The organism is Enterobacter sp. JBIWA008, assembly GCF_019968765.1.
Taxonomy (GTDB): domain Bacteria; phylum Pseudomonadota; class Gammaproteobacteria; order Enterobacterales; family Enterobacteriaceae; genus Enterobacter.
Genome location: NZ_CP074149.1, coordinates 696,965 through 714,852 on the forward strand (window position 1 = coordinate 696,965; position 17,888 = coordinate 714,852).

Genomic DNA, 17,888 nt, shown 5'->3' on the forward strand with positions numbered 1-17,888 from the left:
TACAAACATAAAAAACGGCAACCGAGGTTGCCGTTTTGCTTTTATTTCGCGATACGTTTGTACTTGATGCGCTTTGGCTCCAGCGCGTCGGCGCCCAGCGTGCGTTTCTTGTACTCTTCGTATTCGGTGAAGTTACCTTCGAAGAACTCCACCTTACCTTCGTCCTGGTAGTCCAGGATGTGGGTCGCGATACGGTCCAGGAACCAGCGGTCGTGCGAGATAACCATCGCGCAGCCCGGGAACTCCAGCAGGGCGTTTTCCAGCGCGCGCAGTGTTTCGATATCCAGGTCGTTGGTTGGTTCATCGAGCAGCAGAACGTTACCGCCCACCTGCAGCAGCTTCGCCAGGTGCAGACGACCGCGCTCGCCGCCGGACAGCTCGCCCACGCGTTTGCCCTGGTCGGTGCCTTTGAAGTTGAAGCGGCCAACATAGGCGCGGCTTGGCATCTCGGTGTTGCCAATGCGCATGATATCCAGACCGCCGGACACTTCTTCCCAAACGGTTTTGCTGTTATCCATCGCGTCACGGAACTGGTCAACGGAGGCCAGCTTCACGGTTTCACCCAGGGTGATAGAACCGCTGTCAGGCTGTTCCTGACCGGACATCATGCGGAACAGGGTCGATTTACCCGCGCCGTTCGGACCGATGATCCCGACGATAGCGCCTTTCGGTACGGAGAAGGTCAGGTCGTCGATCAGCAGACGGTCGCCGTAGGACTTACGCAGGTTGGTAACTTCAACCACTTTATCCCCCAGACGTGCTCCAGGTGGGATAAACAGTTCGTTGGTTTCGTTACGTTTCTGGTATTCGGTGTTGTTCAGCTCTTCGAAGCGTGCCAGACGAGCTTTGCCCTTAGACTGACGGCCTTTCGCGCCTTGACGAACCCACTCCAGCTCTTTCTCGATAGACTTACGACGCGCCGCTTCCTGAGAAGCTTCCTGCGCCAGACGCTGATCTTTCTGCTCCAGCCAGGAGGAGTAGTTGCCTTCCCACGGAATACCTTCGCCGCGGTCCAGCTCCAGGATCCAGCCAGCGACGTTGTCGAGGAAGTAACGGTCGTGGGTAATCGCCACAACGGTGCCTTCGAAGTCGTGCAGGAAGCGCTCCAGCCACGCCACGGATTCCGCATCCAGGTGGTTAGTTGGTTCGTCGAGCAGCAGCATGTCTGGTTTTTCCAGCAGCAGGCGGCACAGCGCCACGCGGCGGCGTTCACCCCCGGAGAGGTTCGCGATTTTCGCATCCCAGTCCGGCAGACGCAGGGCATCAGCCGCGCGCTCCAGCTGCACGTTCAGGTTGTGGCCGTCGTGCGCCTGGATGATCTCTTCATACTTGCCCTGCTGCGCGGCCAGCTTGTCGAAGTCCGCATCCGGCTCGGCGTATTTGGCATACACTTCATCCAGACCTTTCAGCGCGTTAACCACTTCGGATACCGCTTCTTCAACGGATTCGCGAACGGTATGTTCCGGGTTCAGTTGAGGTTCCTGCGGCAGGTAACCAATCTTGATTCCAGGCTGCGGACGGGCTTCACCTTCGATGTCTGTATCAATCCCGGCCATGATGCGCAGCAGGGTGGACTTACCGGCACCGTTGAGACCCAGAACACCGATTTTTGCGCCCGGGAAGAAGCTCAGCGAGATATTTTTAAGAATATGACGTTTCGGCGGGACAACTTTGCCGACACGATGCATGGTATAAACGAATTGAGCCACGTTGGACTTCGCCTCTTTTATCGTAATGAGAAGGAATTTCAGCCTCGAAGTGTAGCCTTTTTCACGTCCTAATCCCAGCCAGGAACGTCGGGAGTGTTAAAACGCGCAAGAAAGGTAAAAAAGTGTCCATGACGTGGCGCGTTGAAGGATGCCTGGTTAGCATAAGTTAATTAGACTTTGACGTGGCAAGACGCTGCAATTGACGAAAAAACAATGAGGAAGAGCTTGTGGAAAAAGCCAAACGGGTGGTCTGGCGTCTGCTGGCTGCCAGCGTATGCGTAATGGCGGTAAGCCAGGCGGTGCATGCCGATTCACTGGATGAACAACGTAATCGCTACGCTCAGATTAAGCAGGCGTGGGACAACAAGCAGATGGATACCGTGCAGGCGCTGATGCCGACGCTAAAGGATTATCCGCTGTATCCGTATCTGGAGTATCGCCAGATCACGGACGATCTAATGAACCAGCCTACCGTCACCGTGAATAACTTCATTCAGGCGAACCCGACCCTGCCGCCAGCCCGAAATCTCCAGTCTCGTTTTGTGAATGAGCTGGCGCGTCGCGAAGACTGGCGCGGACTGCTGGCGTTTAGCCCTGAAAAGCCGAATACCACCGAAGCCCAGTGTAACTATTACTACGCGAAATGGGCGACCGGCCAGCAGGAAGAGGCCTGGGCCGGGGCGAAAGAGCTCTGGCTGACCGGGAAAAGCCAGCCGAACGCCTGTGATTCCCTGTTTGGCGCATGGCGTGCTTCCGGCAAGCAGGACCCGCTGTCCTACCTTGAGCGCATCCGTCTGGCGATGAAAGCAGGTAACACGCGTCTGGTGACCACGCTGGCGGGGCAGATGCCGTCCGATTACCAGACGATCTCCACCGCGGTTATCTCGCTGGCTAACGATCCGAACAGCGTGCTGACCTTTGCCCGCAGTACGGGCGCGACCGATTTTACCCGCCAGATGGCGGCGGTGGCCTTTGCCAGCGTGGCGCGTGACGATGTGGAAAACGCGCGGCTGATGATCCCGCAGCTGGTGCAGGCACAGCAGCTCAATGAGGAGCAAACCCAGGAGCTGCGCGACATTGTGGCGTGGCGACTGATGGGCACCGATGTGACCGATGAACAGGCGCGCTGGCGTGACGATGCCATTATGCGTTCGAACTCCACGTCGCTGGTGGAACGCCGCGTGCGCATGGCGCTGGGCACGGGCGATCGTCGCGGGCTGAATACCTGGCTCGCGCGTTTGCCAATGGAGGCCAAAGAGAAAGACGAATGGCGCTACTGGCAGGCCGATCTGCTGATGGAGCGTGGTCGCGATGATGAAGCCAAAGAGATCCTCCATACGCTGATGCAGCAGCGCGGGTTTTACCCGATGGCAGCCGCGCAGCGTCTGGGCGAGGAGTATACCTTCCGCATTGATAAAGCGCCTGCCAACGCGAACCCGGCGCTGACGCAGGGGCCAGAAATGGCGCGCGTTCGCGAGCTGATGTACTGGAATATGGATAACACCGCGCGCAGCGAGTGGGCGAATCTGGTGACCAGCCGCACCACCGACGAGAAAGCCCAGCTTGCCCGCTATGCCTTTGATAATCACTGGTGGGATCTCAGCGTGCAGGCGACGATCGCCGGCAAGCTCTGGGATCATCTGGAGGAGCGTTTCCCGCTGGCGTATAAAGATCTTTTCGATCGCTATACCAGCGGCAAGGATATCCCGCAAAGCTACGCGATGGCGATTGCCCGTCAGGAGAGCGCATGGAACCCGAAAGTCCGTTCCCCGGTGGGCGCCAGCGGCCTGATGCAGATCATGCCGGGCACGGCGACGCACACGGTGAAGATGTTTAATATTCCTGGCTACAGCAGCCCGTCACAGCTCCTGGATCCGGATACCAACATCAACATCGGTACCAGCTATCTCCAGTATGTGTATCAGCAGTTCGGCAATAACCGCATCTTCTCTTCGGCGGCGTATAACGCAGGGCCGGGACGCGTTCGCACCTGGCTTGGCAACAGCGCCGGACGCATCGATGCGGTAGCGTTTGTCGAGAGCATTCCGTTCTCGGAAACGCGCGGATACGTGAAAAACGTGCTGGCCTATGACGCCTACTATCGCTACTTCATGGGGCAGAAAGATACCCTGATGAGCGATGCCGAGTGGCAGAGACGTTACTGATCGGCGTGGGTTGTGTTATGCTGTACTCGCTAAAGAGTACAAGAGGCAGCATAACATGACCCAGCATTCCCCGTATTCCTCGGCAATGGCCGAACAACGTCATCAGGAGTGGCTTCGTTTTGTGGAGTTGCTTCGCCAGTCTTATGAGCAGGATTTGCACTTACCCCTTATGCAGCTGATGCTCACGCCGGACGAGCGTGAAGCGTTGGGCACACGCGTGCGGATCATTGAAGAGTTGCTGCGCGGTGAAATGAGCCAGCGCGAGCTGAAAAATGAGCTTGGCGCGGGCATTGCAACGATCACCCGCGGCTCAAACAGCCTGAAATCGGCACCGGTTGAGCTGCGCCAGTGGCTGGAAGCGGTGTTGTTGAAAAATGCCTAACGATAAATCGCGTTATGGAACGGGCTTAACGCCAAAATCACGGCCTGGTGATAAACGCCTGAACGCGTCAGCGCGCCTGCGGTAAAGACGCCAATCGCCCCTTCCTTACGGCCAATCTCATCGATGCCGGTGTACTGCGACATTACCGGCCCGAGCGCTTCACCCGCACGGACTTTTTCCAGAATGATCTCCGGCAGCGGCAGAGTGGCCGAGCGCGCTTCACCGCGCTGCTCGCGGCTTTCGATCACCACCCAGCTAAAGGTTGCGCCTTCGTCGATACCCGCTTCAATCGCTACCCAAAAGTCAGCATTCGGTGCCGCGGCCTTAGCGTTTGCCACGCGGTTTCGTGCGCCAGCGCGCGTTTCCTCGCTGCCAAACGGCTGTTCAGGAACGCCGCTCTCGACGCCGATGGCCTCAATATGGCAGGATCCTGCGCCGAAGATCTCGTCAAATGCCCTTAGAATTGCCTGAATTTTGGCAGGATTAGTGGTAGCAGAGACAACATGGTGCATAATTAAGCTCGATTCAAAAAAAACTCATCGCAGTATAACGGAAAAAAAGCATGTTACAGGTATACCTTGTTCGCCACGGTGAAACGCAGTGGAACGCCGAGCGACGTATTCAAGGCCAGTCGGACAGTCCTCTCACCGAGAAGGGCGTGCAGCAAGCGTGGCAGGTGGCGGAACGTGCCAGAACGCTGGGCATAACCCACATTATCACCAGCGATTTAGGTCGCACACAGCAGACGGCGCGCATTATCGCAGATGCCTGCGGCTGTGACGTCATGATTGAGCCGCGCCTGCGCGAGCTGGATATGGGCGTGCTGGAAAAACGCCATATTGATACGTTGACGGAAACGGAAGAGGGCTGGCGCCGCACGCTCGTGAACGGTACCGAAGATGGGCGTATCCCTGAGGGCGAATCTATGCAGGAGCTCAGCGTACGTATGCATGCCGCACTGGCGGAATGCCTGAAGCTTCCAGCGGGAAGCCGTCCGCTGCTGGTGAGTCATGGGATTGCGTTGGGATGCCTGGTGAGCACCATTCTGGGATTACCGGCTTATGCTGAGCGCCGCCTGCGTCTGCGCAACTGCTCCATTTCCCGTATTGATTATCAGGAAAGCGCGTGGCTGGCGTCGGGCTGGGTAGTGGAGATGGCAGGGGACATTTCGCATCTCGATGCCCCTGCGCTTGACGAACTGCAGCGTTAACGACGTATCGGAATCAAGAATTCCATACGCAGATTGATTGGGCCTTCTTCCGGTTTGGCATCCTGCGCCGGGTAGTAGCGCTCAATGTCCTGACCTTTACGGCGATTCAGATTCAGCATCGGCATGCAGGTTCCGTAAACGGTCAGGATAAACTCCTGAACCCCCGTTCCCAGCCCTTCATAGGCGAACATCACGTATTCGCCGCCTTTCAGCACGACAGGTTTCGACCCCTGAATGTAGCCATTGGCCATCTCTGGCGTCAGCGCGGTGGTGTAGAACACCTCCTGCTCGTCGTCTTTTTCCTGGCTTGGGTGCGTTTCGTTGAGGCCATAAAGGATCGGCGGGATCGCCGGCGCGTGGCTCAGGAAGTCGCGCCAGAACTGGACGCGCATCTGATGACGGAACTCGGTAATCTGCTCCAGAGAACAGGAGTAGCTCTGCGTCGTGCCGATCAGATGGGTTTCCGGCAGGGTAATAATTTCATACCTGGGCATCGCGAACTCGCCCAGACGCAGCGGCGGACGCATGCCAAACGAGCTCCAGTCAGGCGAGCGACGATATAGCGCTGGCGTCAACGAAAACTGTTTCTTAAAGGCGCGGGTGAAGGTCTGCTGCGAATCGAAACGATATTGCAGGGCAATATCCAGAATCGGCCGCGCGGTCAGGCGCAATGCCACAGCAGATTTCGATAAACGACGTGCGCGAATATAGGCCCCGATAGCATGACCGGTGACATCCTTGAACATCCTTTGCAGATGCCACTTGGAATAGCCTGCTTTAGCCGCCACATTATCCAGTGACAAAGGCTGGTCGAGATGACCTTCCAGCCAGGTGAGCAGGTCGCGAATAATTCCAGCCTGATCCATATACTATCCTCATCCTTAAAACAGCAGGTGCCTGATAACAGGTTAGCGGATAATAGCATTTTTTGATGTTTTAGCATTCAGTGTTTTTTTTGCGCATTCATGCTTTTTCGAGCACATTATGGGCAAATATATTCTAATCCTGTGATCTTGCTACATTTTTGTCTAAAGTGTTGAATTATCGCTCAGTGTAATATTAAAGAATGGTAACAATATGAAATACAAGACTTTGATCTTCACCGCGTTGATGCTGATGGTCGGACGCGTCGCGCAGGCAGAACAGATTGGTTCCGTAGATACCGTGTTCAAAATGTTTGGCCCGGACCACAAAATCGTGGTGGAGGCATTTGACGATCCGGATGTGAAAAACGTCACCTGCTACGTCAGCCGTGCGAAAACGGGCGGTATCAAAGGCGGGCTGGGGCTAGCGGAAGACACTTCTGACGCGGCCATTTCGTGTCAGCAGGTGGGGCCGGTTGAGCTGAGCGATAAAATCAAAAACGGTAAAGCGCAGGGCGACGTGGTATTCCAGAAACGAACCTCGCTGGTGTTCAAGAAGCTGCAGGTGGTGCGTTTTTATGATGCGAAACGCAATACGCTGGCTTACCTGGCCTATTCCGACAAAGTGGTGGAAGGCTCACCAAAAAACGCGATCAGCGCGGTGCCGATTATGCCGTGGCGTTAATTCAGGGATGAATCATGCAACAACCTGTGGTCTGGCTGGTTGAAGATGAAACCAGTATCGCCGATACGCTGATCTACATGCTTCAGCAGGAAGGATTCGCGGTAAAGGCATTTGAACGCGGTTTACCTGTGCTGGAGGAGGCGCGGCGGCAGGTTCCGGTGCTTGCCATTCTGGATGTCGGGCTGCCGGATATCAGTGGATTTGAGCTTTGCCGCCGGCTGCTGGCGCAGCATCCCTCACTGCCTGTGCTGTTTCTGACGGCGCGCAGTGATGAGGTCGACAAGCTGCTTGGCCTGGAAATAGGCGCGGATGACTACGTTGCGAAACCTTTTTCCCCCCGTGAAGTCTGTGCACGGGTGCGGACTATTTTACGCCGCATGCAAAAATCCGCCGCACCAACAGAGACGGTGCGTATCGGGCAGTTCGAACTGAACGAGCCTGCCGCGCGAATTAGCTGGTGCGGTGAAGCACTCCCCCTGACCCGCTACGAATTCTTGCTGCTCAAAACCTTGTTACAGGCGCCCGGGCGGGTATTTTCTCGTCAGCGGCTAATGGACAAGGTATGGGGTGAAGATGGAGACAGTTTCGATCGTACCGTGGACACCCACATCAAAACCCTGCGCGCCAAGCTGCGGGCGGTGAACGAGGAACTGTCACCCATCAGCACCCATCGCGGTATGGGCTACAGTCTGGGCCTTTACTGATGCGCATCGGGATGCGGTTGTTGCTGGGATATTTTCTGATCGTGGGCATCGCCGCGTGGTTTGTGCTGTCGATCTTTGTTCAGGAAGTGAAGCCCGGCGTGCGCAGGGCAACCGAGGGGACGTTGATCGATACCGCGACCTTGCTTGCTGAAGTCGGGCGTGACGATCTTCTTTCGGGGAATGCACGGCAGGGCAAACTGGCGCAGGCCTTTTCACAGCTCCATCAGCGGCCTTTCCGCGCCAACATCGGCGGCATCCATAAGGTGCGTAACGAGTATCACGTTTATATGACCGATGCGCAGGGCAGAGTGGTGTTTGATTCCGCCGGTCTGGCCGTGGGGCAAGATTACTCGCGCTGGAACGATGTCTGGCTGACGCTTCGTGGCGAATACGGCGCGCGCAGTACTCAGAGTAATCCAGACGATCCGGAAAGTACGGTGATGTATGTTGCCGCGCCGGTTGTGGAGCAGGACAAGATCATCGGCGTGCTGTCGGTCGGGAAACCTAACAGCGCGATGGCACCGGTTATCCATCGCAGCGAACGGCGCATCCTATGGGCAGGCGGGGCGCTGCTCGGCATTGCCCTGCTGATTGGCCTTGTTGTGGCGTGGTGGATCAATCGATCTATCGGTACGTTATCGCGCTACGCCGACTCGGTGACCACCGATACGCCTCTCCCGCTGCCTAATCCCGGCAGTAGCGAACTGCACAAGCTGGCCCAGGCGCTTGAGAATATGCGCATTCGTCTCGAAGGGAAAAACTACATTGAACACTATGTCCATGCGCTGACCCACGAGCTGAAAAGCCCAATCGCCGCCATACGCGGCGCGGCAGAAATTCTCTCCGAGCAGCCGCCGCCGCAGGTGGCCGCACGGTTTATCGATAATATTCTGGTGCAAAACGCGCGTATGCAGTCGCTGGTTGAAAAACTGCTCACTCAGGCGCGGCTTGAAAATCGGGTCGAGATTACGCCTGAAACCGTCCGTGTCGACCTGCTGTTTACGCGACTTGCCGACGCGCGCACGGCGCTCCTTGCGGCTAAAGAGATTGTGCTGACCCTCCAGCCCGTTTCACTTCATGTTGAAGGCGATCCCGACCTGCTTGAACAGGCGATCGGCAACTTGCTGGATAACGCTATCGATTTTACGCCGCAGGGCGGCGCCATTGAACTGGCGGCCCGGGAAGAGCAGGGGCAGATTCAGCTGATCGTCACCGACAGCGGAAGCGGGATCCCGGATTACGCGCTGGAGCGTATTTTTGAGCGCTTTTATTCCCTGCCGCGCGAGAACGGGTTGAAGAGCAGCGGGCTCGGGCTGGCGTTTGTTCAGGAGGTGGCGCGTCTGCATCAGGGCGAGGTTAAATTGCGTAATCGTGATGAAGGTGGCGTGATGGCAATGCTGATACTTCACCGTGCCTTCACATAACTTCAAACTGACCCCACACAGCATGGTTACGCTCTCCTCATCACAAAGGAGACGTAATGATGAAATCCCCCCTGTTCTGGAAAGTAAGCACCCTGCTGGGTTGCATCCTGCTGCTTTTAGTCCCGCTGTTTATGGTGAGTAACCTCATTTCAGAGCGTGAAAGCTACCGTAATGATGTCGAAAATACGCTTCGCCAGAGCACCAGCGGACCGCAAAAACTGGTCGGCCCGCTGATTGCGATTCCGGTGACGGAGATCTTTTACAAGTTAGAGGATGAGAAGAAGGTCGAGTACAAGAAAAGCTATATGCATTTTATCCTGCCTGAGTCTCTGCTTGTTGAGGGTAACCAGCACGTTGAGTCCCGGAATATCGGGATCTACGACGGACAGATCTGGAACACCGATCTCAGGGTAAAAGCACGGTTCAACACCGAAAAAATGGCGCAGCTTAAAGGGGAAACGATGACCCTGGGGCAGCCGTTTATCGTTGTCGGCGTGGGGGATGCACGCGGCATTGGCACGGTGAAAATCTCCAGTATCAACGGCGAGACGCTGAGCGTAGAGCCTGGATCGGGCGTGTATGGCGCGCTTTCCGGTATTCATATCCCGCTGACTGAAAAAGCGCTGGAGACAAAAACGTTTGCCATGGAGATGTCTCTGAATCTGGCGGGGACGGGAAGTTTTGCCGTGGTGCCCGTGGGACGTAACAGCGAAATGACGCTTAACAGCAACTGGCCGCATCCGGGCTTCATGGGCAACTATCTGCCGGTAAAACACAAAATTGGTGATTCTGGTTTTCAGGCGAACTGGCAGAGCAGCTGGTTTGCGAACAACCTTGAGAGCTGGTTCAACGGGAGTGAGTCTCCTTCATGGGAGTCGATTCCCGCCTTTAGCGTCACGGTCACGACACCCGCCGATCAGTATCAACTGACTGACCGTGCAATCAAGTATGCCATTTTGCTGATTGCGCTGACGTTTATGGCCTTCTTTGTCTTCGAAACCTTAACCGGATTACGTCTTCACCCGATGCAGTATCTGCTGGTGGGGCTGTCGCTAGTCCTGTTCTATCTGGTGTTGCTGGCGCTGTCTGAACACGTCGGGTTTACGCCCGCCTGGGTTGTTGCAAGCCTGGTTGGTGCTGCGATGAACGGGATGTACCTGCAGGCGGTGCTGAAAAGCTGGAAGCGCAGCGGGCTGTTTGTGCTGGCACTACTCGGGCTGGATGTCGTGATGTGGTTCCTGCTGCGTTCGGAGGATAGCGCGCTGCTGTTAGGCTCTGCGGTTCTCGCCCTGGCGCTGTTCGCCGTGATGTACCTGACCCGGCATTTCGACTGGTACTCGCTCTCTCAGCCAAAGCGGGCTGAATCTCCAGCAGAGCCAGACGACGACACGATGCGGATCTGGAAATAAAAAAAACGGCGCAAATGCGCCGTTTTTTACTGCATTTACTGCCGGATTACTCCTGCAGATCGCCGCAGAAACGGTACCCTTCGCCGTGGATCGTGGCGATGATTTCCGGCGTATCTGGCGTTGATTCGAAATGCTTACGAATACGACGGATGGTGACGTCTACGGTACGGTCGTGCGGTTTCAGCTCACGGCCGGTCATTTTCTTCAGCAGCTCTGCACGGGACTGAATTTTTCCCGGGTTTTCGCAGAAGTGCAGCATCGCGCGGAATTCACTGCGCGGCAGTTTATACTGCTCACCGTTCGGGCTAATCAGAGAACGGCTATTGATATCAAGTTCCCAGCCGTTGAATTTGTAACTATCAACGCTACGGCGCTCTTCGCTGACCGTACCCAGGTTCATGGTGCGGGACAGCAGGTTGCGTGCACGAATGGTTAACTCGCGAGGGTTGAACGGCTTGGTGATGTAGTCATCCGCACCGATTTCCAGGCCAAGAATTTTATCAACTTCGTTATCACGGCCCGTAAGGAACATTAACGCGACGTTCGCCTGCTCGCGGAGTTCGCGCGCCAGAAGAAGACCGTTTTTGCCCGGCAGGTTAATATCCATGATCACCAGGTTGATATCATTTTCAGAAAGGATCTGATGCATCTCTGCGCCATCGGTCGCTTCAAAGACATCGTAGCCTTCTGCTTCGAAAATGCTCTTTAACGTGTTGCGTGTTACCAACTCGTCTTCAACGATAAGAATGTGCGGGGTCTGCATGTTTGCTACCTAAATTGCCAACTAAATCGAAACAGGAAGTACAAAAGTCCCTGACCTGCCTGATGCATGTCGAAAATTAACATGATCGGCTTAACGTGACTAAAGTACGTAATTGCGTTCTTGATGCACTTTCCATCAACGTCAACAACATCATTAGCTTGGTCTTGGGTACTTTCCCTTTGGACCCGACAGTGTCAAAAACGGCTGTCATCCTAACCATTTTAACAGCAACATAACAGGCTAAGTGACACCAGACACCCAATAAAACTACGCTTCGTTGACATATATCAAGTTCAATTGTAGCACGTTAACAGTTTGATGAAATCATCGTAGCCGAATGCTAGCCTTTGTCACAATTTTTCAATAAACCAACTAGTTGCGGACATTGATTTATAAACGAAGCGAATCCAATCAGAATAGGGTATTCATGCCGCTATTATCATTATAAAACATAGGGATAATAGTGTTCTGTTAACATTCTAACTGATTGTTCAGACACAGAATAGTTTAGCGTTTTTAATTTGTTATGAAACGCTATTTCGGTGATTTGTGTTGCAATTTTGTAAATTCGCGCTGCGTAATATGTTGAAGTGCATCACATTTTTACCGGCTAACTGATTAAAAAGAGAGCATAAATGCATCTGTCGATTGTACTGGTTGCCCCAGCCAGAGCAGAAAATATAGGCGCTGCCGCGCGTGCCATGAAGACCATGGGTTTTACCGATTTACGTATTGTGGACAGCACGGCTCATCTGGAGCCTGCGGCACGTTGGGTGGCACATGGCTCAGGCGATATTCTCGATAATATAACAACTTACGCGACGCTTGCTGATGCGCTGTACGACATCTCTTTTACCGTTGCGACCACCGCGCGCAGCCGGGCGAAGTTCCATTACTATGCCACTCCAGCGGAGCTGGTGCCGATGCTGAGTGAGAAAAGCCAGTGGCTGGATAAAGCCGCACTGGTGTTTGGTCGCGAGGATTCCGGATTAACCAACGAAGAGCTGGAACTGGCGGACGTTCTTACCGGTGCGCCGATGGTAGCCGATTATCCCTCCCTGAATTTGGGCCAGGCGGTCATGGTCTACTGCTATCAATTAGCCTCCTTAATACAAATCCCCCAACCTCAGGCAGAAGGAGCAAATGAAAATCAGCTGGCTGCGCTGCGGGCACGCGTTGAGCAACTGTTGTCTCAGCTGGGAGTGGCGGACGATCAAAAAATGGCTGACTGGCTGCAGCAGCGTTTGGGGCGTCTTGAGCAGCGGGACACCGCCATGCTGCACCGTTTGCTGCATGATATTGAAAAAAAATTGGCCGAGTAAAATACTGTCATAAGTTTTTACTATGGCAGATAAGTCTGTTGCAAAGGGTTGCACCTGGGGGATTCGGATGAAAATAAATCTGCACGCAGCGGGACGTGAGAGTCCCCCAAAATGTGATCAAATTAAAAATCCATTGACTTAAGGGGCCCGATCCTTTAACCCTAAAAGAATACAGCACAGACAGATAATAATGACAGAGTACACAACATCCATGAAACGCATCAGCATCACCACCATTACCACAACCATCATCATTACCACAGGTAACGATGCGGGCTGACGCGTACAGGAAAAACAAAAAAAAGCCCGCACCTGAACAGTGCGGGCTTTTTTTTCGGCTAAAGGAAACGAGGTAGAACCATGCGAGTGTTGAAGTTCGGCGGTACATCAGTGGCAAATGCAGAACGTTTTCTGCGTGTTGCCGATATCCTGGAGAGCAACGCCAGGCAGGGGCAGGTTGCAACCGTGCTCTCTGCCCCGGCAAAAATCACTAACCATCTGGTGGCGATGATTGAAAAGACCATCGGTGGCCAGGATGCACTCCCGAACATCAGCGACGCCGAGCGTATCTTCGCAGAGCTGCTGCAGGGCCTGGCAGAGGCGCTGCCTGGCTTCCCGCACGCTCAGCTGAAGTCCTTCGTTGAGCAGGAATTTGCGCAAATCAAACACGTTCTGCACGGCATCAGCCTCCTTGGCCAGTGCCCGGACAGCATCAACGCGGCGCTGATCTGCCGGGGCGAAAAACTCTCAATCGCCATCATGGCGGGCGTGCTGGAAGCGCGCGGCCATAGCGTGACCGTAATTGACCCGGTTGAAAAACTACTGGCGGTGGGCCACTACCTCGAATCCACCGTTGATATTGCCGAATCTACCCGCCGTATCGCCGCCAGCAAAATTCCGTCTGACCACATGATCCTGATGGCAGGTTTTACCGCCGGTAACGAGAAGGGCGAGCTGGTGGTGCTGGGCCGTAATGGCTCCGACTACTCCGCCGCCGTGCTGGCCGCCTGCTTACGCGCGGACTGTTGTGAGATCTGGACTGACGTCGACGGCGTTTATACCTGCGACCCGCGTCAGGTACCCGATGCCAGACTGCTGAAGTCGATGTCGTACCAGGAAGCGATGGAGCTTTCCTACTTCGGCGCTAAAGTGCTTCACCCGCGTACCATCTCCCCGATTGCCCAGTTCCAGATCCCTTGCCTGATTAAAAACACCGGTAACCCGCAGGCGCCGGGTACGCTGATTGGCGCGAGTACCGACGAGGACGGTCTGCCGGTGAAAGGCATCTCCAACCTCAACAACATGGCGATGTTCAGCGTCTCCGGTCCGGGAATGAAAGGGATGGTCGGCATGGCGGCGCGCGTCTTTGCCGCTATGTCCCGCAACGGCATCTCGGTGGTACTGATTACCCAGTCTTCTTCCGAATACAGCATCAGCTTCTGCGTGCCACAGGCTGACTGCCTGCGCGCTCGTCGTGCGCTGGAGGAAGAGTTCTATCTGGAGCTGAAAGAAGAGCTGCTGGAGCCGCTCGCTATTCAGGAGCGTCTGGCGATTATCTCTGTAGTCGGCGACGGCATGCGCACGCTGCGCGGTATCTCCGCCAAGTTCTTTGCCGCGCTGGCGCGCGCCAATATCAATATCGTGGCGATTGCCCAGGGCTCGTCAGAGCGTTCAATTTCTGTAGTTGTGGACAACGATGACGCCACTACCGGCGTACGCGTGGTTCACCAGATGCTGTTCAACACGGATCAGGTTATCGAGCTGTTCCTGATTGGCGTCGGCGGGGTGGGCGGTGCGTTACTGGAGCAGGTGAAGCGCCAGCAGGAGTGGCTGAAGAAGAAACATATCGATCTGCGCGTCTGCGGGATTGCCAACTCCAGAGCGCTGCTGACCAATGTGCATGGCCTAAGCCTGGAAAACTGGCAGGCCGAGATGAACGAGGCGAAAGAGCCGTTCAACCTGGGCCGCCTGATCCGTCTGGTGAAAGAGTATCACCTGCTTAACCCGGTGATCGTCGACTGTACCTCGAACCAGGCGGTGGCCGACCAGTACGCCGACTTCCTGCGCGAAGGTTTCCACGTGGTGACGCCGAACAAAAAGGCCAACACCTCGTCTATGGATTACTATCACCAGCTGCGTCTGGCGGCGAGCAAGTCGCGCCGCAAGTTCCTGTACGACACCAACGTGGGCGCGGGGCTGCCGGTTATCGAGAACCTGCAAAACCTGCTGAACGCGGGCGACGAACTGCAGCGTTTCTCCGGCATTCTCTCCGGTTCGCTGTCGTTTATCTTCGGCAAGCTGGATGAAGGGATGAGCCTGTCGGAAGCGACCCGCGCCGCGCGTGAGCTGGGCTATACCGAGCCGGATCCGCGTGACGACCTTTCCGGTATGGACGTGGCGCGCAAGCTGCTGATCCTCGCGCGTGAAACGGGCCGTGAGCTTGAGCTTTCCGATATCGTGATTGAGCCGGTACTGCCGGCAGAATTTGACAGCAGCGGTGATGTCGCTGCCTTTATGGCCAGTTTGCCGCAGCTTGACGACGCTTTTGCCGCTCGCGTTGCGAAAGCCCGTGATGAAGGTAAGGTATTGCGCTATGTTGGCAACATTGAAGAAGATGGCGTGTGCCGGGTGAAGATTGCCGAAGTGGATGGCAACGACCCGCTGTACAAAGTCAAAAACGGCGAAAACGCCCTCGCGTTTTACAGCCACTATTATCAGCCACTGCCGCTGGTGCTTCGCGGCTATGGCGCAGGGAACGATGTTACGGCGGCGGGTGTGTTTGCCGATCTGCTGCGTACCCTGTCATGGAAGTTAGGAGTTTAACATGGTCAAAGTTTATGCCCCGGCTTCCAGCGCTAATATGAGCGTCGGATTTGACGTGCTGGGTGCGGCGGTGACGCCGGTGGATGGTTCGCTGCTGGGCGATACGGTCACGGTAGAAGCGGCAGACAGCTTCAGCCTGAATAACGTGGGCCGCTTCGCCAGCAAACTGCCGTCCGACCCGCGCGAGAATATCGTCTATCAGTGCTGGGAACGCTTCTGTCAGGAGATCGGTAAAAACGTGCCGGTCGCCATGACGCTGGAAAAAAGCATGCCGATTGGCTCGGGACTGGGTTCCAGCGCCTGCTCGGTGGTCGCCGCGCTGGTGGCGATGAACGAGCACTGCGGCAAGCCGCTGAACAACAACCGCCTGCTGGGGTTAATGGGCGAGCTTGAAGGGCGCATCTCCGGCAGCATTCACTATGACAACGTCGCGCCGTGCTTCCTCGGCGGCATGCAGCTGATGATCGAAGAAAATGGCATCATCAGCCAGCAGGTGCCAGGGTTTGATGAGTGGCTGTGGGTGCTGGCCTATCCGGGCATTAAGGTCTCTACCGCGGAAGCGCGTGCGATCCTGCCCGCGCAGTATCGTCGTCAGGACTGCATTGCCCACGGGCGTCATCTGGCGGGCTTTATTCACGCCTGTTACACCCGTCAGCCGCAGCTGGCGGAGAAGCTGATGAAGGACGTCATTGCCGAGCCGTACCGCACGAAGCTGCTGCCCGGCTTTAACGAGGCGCGACAGGCATCCATGGATATCGGCGCGCAGGCGTGCGGCATCTCCGGCTCCGGCCCGACGCTGTTCGCCCTGTGCGACAAGCCAGACACCGCGCAGCGCGTGGCGGACTGGCTCTCTAAACACTACCTGCAAAATCAGGAAGGCTTTGTTCATATTTGCCGTCTGGACACGGCTGGCGCACGAGTACTGGGATAATTAATGAAACTCTATAACCTTAAAGATCATAACGAGCAGGTCAGCTTCGCGCAGGCGGTAACTCAGGGGCTGGGCAAAAACCAGGGGCTGTTCTTCCCGCATGACCTGCCGGAATTCCAGCTGACCGACATCGACGAGCTGCTGAAGCAGGACTTTGTCACCCGCAGCACCAAAATTCTGTCTGCGTTCATCGGCGACGAAATCCCGCAGGAGCTGCTGGAAGAGCGCGTGCGTGCGGCGTTCGCTTTTCCGGCGCCGGTGAAGCAGGTTGAGCCTGACGTTGGCTGCCTCGAGTTGTTCCACGGCCCGACCCTGGCGTTTAAAGACTTCGGCGGCCGCTTTATGGCGCAGATGCTGACCCACATCAGCGGCGACAAACCGGTGACTATCCTCACCGCGACCTCCGGGGATACCGGTGCGGCGGTGGCGCATGCCTTCTACGGCCTGAAAAACGTCCGCGTGGTGATCCTCTATCCGAAAGGCAAAATTAGCCCGCTGCAGGAAAAACTGTTCTGTACGCTCGGCGGCAACATTGAAACCGTGGCGATCGACGGCGATTTTGATGCCTGCCAGGCGCTGGTCAAGCAGGCCTTCGACGACGAAGAGCTGAAGGTGGCTCTGGGTCTGAACTCTGCCAACTCCATCAACATCAGCCGTCTGCTGGCGCAGATCTGCTACTACTTCGAAGCGGTGGCGCAGCTGCCGCAGGAAGCGCGCAACCAGCTGGTGATCTCCGTGCCGAGCGGTAACTTCGGTGACCTGACTGCTGGCCTGCTGGCGAAATCCCTGGGTCTGCCGGTGAAACGCTTTATCGCGGCGACCAACGCCAACGACACCGTGCCGCGCTTCCTGAAAGACGGGAAGTGGGCGCCGAACGCTACGCAGGCAACGCTCTCCAACGCAATGGATGTTTCACAGCCGAACAACTGGCCGCGCGTGGAAGAGCTGTTCCGCCGTAAGATCTGGCGTCTGGGTGACCTGGGCTACGCCTCGGTGACGGATGAAACCACCAAAGCGACCATGCGCGAGCTGAAGACGGTGGGGTATACCTCTGAACCGCACGCGGCGATTGCGTATCGCGCGCTGCGCGACCAGCTTAATCCGGGTGAATATGGCCTGTTCCTGGGCACCGCGCATCCGGCGAAGTTCAAAGAGAGCGTGGAAGCGATCCTGGGCGAAACGCTGCCGCTGCCGAAAGAGCTGGCCGAGCGCGCCGACCTGCCGCTGCTGTCACATGAGCTGCCGGCGGACTTTGCCGCGCTGCGTAAGCTGATGATGACCCGCGCGTGATTGTGTTGCCCGGTGGCGGCTTCGCCTTACCGGGCCTACAATGACGAACTAATTACAGGCCGGGTAAACGCAGCGACACCCGGCTTTTTTTGTGGAGAAATTAAGGAGAGAAAAAGCAGGAAAAAAGCAGAAATTCCCAATAAATGCGGTCACTTAGCGTTTAGGATTGCAGAGAATAACATCCCCCGTTCCCCTCGCGTACTCTCCT

At 56.0% G+C, this 17,888-nt stretch carries 17 protein-coding genes and 1 other annotated feature; of the genes, 13 read left to right on the plus strand and 4 right to left on the minus strand.

The genetic code is table 11. The annotated features are described in order from the left end of the window. Positions 1-41 precede the first annotated feature (41 nt). Positions 42-1,709, minus strand: coding sequence for an energy-dependent translational throttle protein EttA (gene ettA / locus KGP24_RS03365; protein ID WP_006810191.1), 1,668 nt, complete (start codon positions 1,707-1,709; stop codon positions 42-44). A 227-nt stretch (positions 1,710-1,936) separates the two neighbouring features. On the opposite strand from ettA, the gene sltY reads away from it, so the two are divergent. Both sltY and trpR read left to right on the plus strand, forming a co-directional pair. Then, positions 1,937-3,874, plus strand: coding sequence for a murein transglycosylase (gene sltY / locus KGP24_RS03370; RefSeq protein ID WP_223562368.1), 1,938 nt, complete (start codon positions 1,937-1,939; stop codon positions 3,872-3,874). 55 nt (positions 3,875-3,929) lie between these two features. Then, positions 3,930-4,256: a trp operon repressor gene (gene trpR / locus KGP24_RS03375; RefSeq protein WP_021240574.1), complete on the plus strand. Its 327-nt coding sequence runs from the start codon at positions 3,930-3,932 to the stop codon at positions 4,254-4,256. Here the strand turns inward: trpR and yjjX are convergent. Beyond that, the gene (yjjX, locus tag KGP24_RS03380) at positions 4,253-4,768 is read right to left on the minus strand and encodes an inosine/xanthosine triphosphatase (protein ID WP_023334447.1); all 516 of its coding nucleotides are present in this window, start codon (positions 4,766-4,768) and stop codon (positions 4,253-4,255) included. The two genes, trpR and yjjX, sit on opposite strands and share 4 nt — an antisense overlap. A 50-nt stretch (positions 4,769-4,818) precedes the next feature. Between yjjX and gpmB the strand changes: the two genes are divergently transcribed. Then, a complete protein-coding gene (gene gpmB / locus KGP24_RS03385) occupies positions 4,819-5,466 on the plus strand; it encodes a 2,3-diphosphoglycerate-dependent phosphoglycerate mutase GpmB (protein ID WP_223562369.1) in 648 nt (215 codons plus the stop codon). On the opposite strand, the gene robA is transcribed toward gpmB, so the two are convergent. Beyond that, entirely contained in the window at positions 5,463-6,332 is an 870-nt protein-coding gene (gene robA, locus KGP24_RS03390; RefSeq protein ID WP_223562370.1) for an MDR efflux pump AcrAB transcriptional activator RobA, read from the minus strand. The genes gpmB and robA overlap by 4 nt on opposite strands. 211 nt (positions 6,333-6,543) lie before the next feature. On the opposite strand from robA, the gene creA reads away from it, so the two are divergent. From creA to creD, 4 genes are read left to right on the plus strand one after another with little or no spacing between them, the layout of a single operon-like run. Then, positions 6,544-7,014, plus strand: a complete 471-nt coding sequence (gene creA / locus KGP24_RS03395) for a protein CreA (RefSeq protein ID WP_028016612.1) — start codon at positions 6,544-6,546, stop codon at positions 7,012-7,014. Positions 7,015-7,028: 14 nt separating this feature from the next. Further along, positions 7,029-7,718, plus strand: coding sequence for a two-component system response regulator CreB (creB, locus tag KGP24_RS03400; protein WP_223562371.1), 690 nt, complete (start codon positions 7,029-7,031; stop codon positions 7,716-7,718). Next, a complete protein-coding gene (gene creC, locus KGP24_RS03405; RefSeq protein ID WP_223562372.1) occupies positions 7,718-9,142 on the plus strand; it encodes a two-component system sensor histidine kinase CreC in 1,425 nt (474 codons plus the stop codon). The genes creB and creC overlap by 1 nt, the downstream gene beginning before the upstream one ends. Before the next feature lie 56 nt (positions 9,143-9,198). Continuing rightward, positions 9,199-10,551 carry a cell envelope integrity protein CreD gene (gene creD / locus KGP24_RS03410; RefSeq protein WP_223562373.1) on the plus strand — a complete coding sequence of 451 codons (1,353 nt, stop codon included), beginning with the start codon at positions 9,199-9,201 and terminating at the stop codon, positions 10,549-10,551. 46 nt (positions 10,552-10,597) lie between these two features. On the opposite strand, the gene arcA is transcribed toward creD, so the two are convergent. Then, positions 10,598-11,314, minus strand: coding sequence for a two-component system response regulator ArcA (arcA, locus tag KGP24_RS03415; RefSeq protein WP_003856501.1), 717 nt, complete (start codon positions 11,312-11,314; stop codon positions 10,598-10,600). A gap of 95 nt (positions 11,315-11,409) precedes the next feature. On the opposite strand from arcA, the gene yjjY reads away from it, so the two are divergent. From yjjY to thrC, 6 genes are all read left to right on the plus strand, one after another. Continuing rightward, entirely contained in the window at positions 11,410-11,550 is a 141-nt protein-coding gene (gene yjjY, locus KGP24_RS03420) for a protein YjjY (RefSeq protein WP_085928893.1), read from the plus strand. Between the two features lie 399 nt (positions 11,551-11,949). Beyond that, complete coding sequence (locus tag KGP24_RS03425; protein ID WP_223562374.1) at positions 11,950-12,636, plus strand: tRNA/rRNA methyltransferase; 687 nt, start codon at positions 11,950-11,952, stop codon at positions 12,634-12,636. 211 nt (positions 12,637-12,847) lie between these two features. Next, positions 12,848-12,916: a thr operon leader peptide gene (gene thrL, locus KGP24_RS03430; protein ID WP_015572623.1), complete on the plus strand. Its 69-nt coding sequence runs from the start codon at positions 12,848-12,850 to the stop codon at positions 12,914-12,916. After that, positions 12,855-12,972, plus strand: a sequence feature (Thr leader region). Its footprint overlaps the gene before it by 62 nt. A 24-nt stretch (positions 12,973-12,996) precedes the next feature. Beyond that, entirely contained in the window at positions 12,997-15,459 is a 2,463-nt protein-coding gene (thrA, locus tag KGP24_RS03435) for a bifunctional aspartate kinase/homoserine dehydrogenase I (RefSeq protein ID WP_223562375.1), read from the plus strand. 1 nt (position 15,460) lies between these two features. Next, the gene (gene thrB, locus KGP24_RS03440; RefSeq protein ID WP_223562376.1) at positions 15,461-16,390 is read left to right on the plus strand and encodes a homoserine kinase; all 930 of its coding nucleotides are present in this window, start codon (positions 15,461-15,463) and stop codon (positions 16,388-16,390) included. Positions 16,391-16,393: 3 nt separating this feature from the next. After that, a complete protein-coding gene (gene thrC / locus KGP24_RS03445) occupies positions 16,394-17,680 on the plus strand; it encodes a threonine synthase (protein WP_223562377.1) in 1,287 nt (428 codons plus the stop codon). Positions 17,681-17,888: the final 208 nt, after the last annotated feature.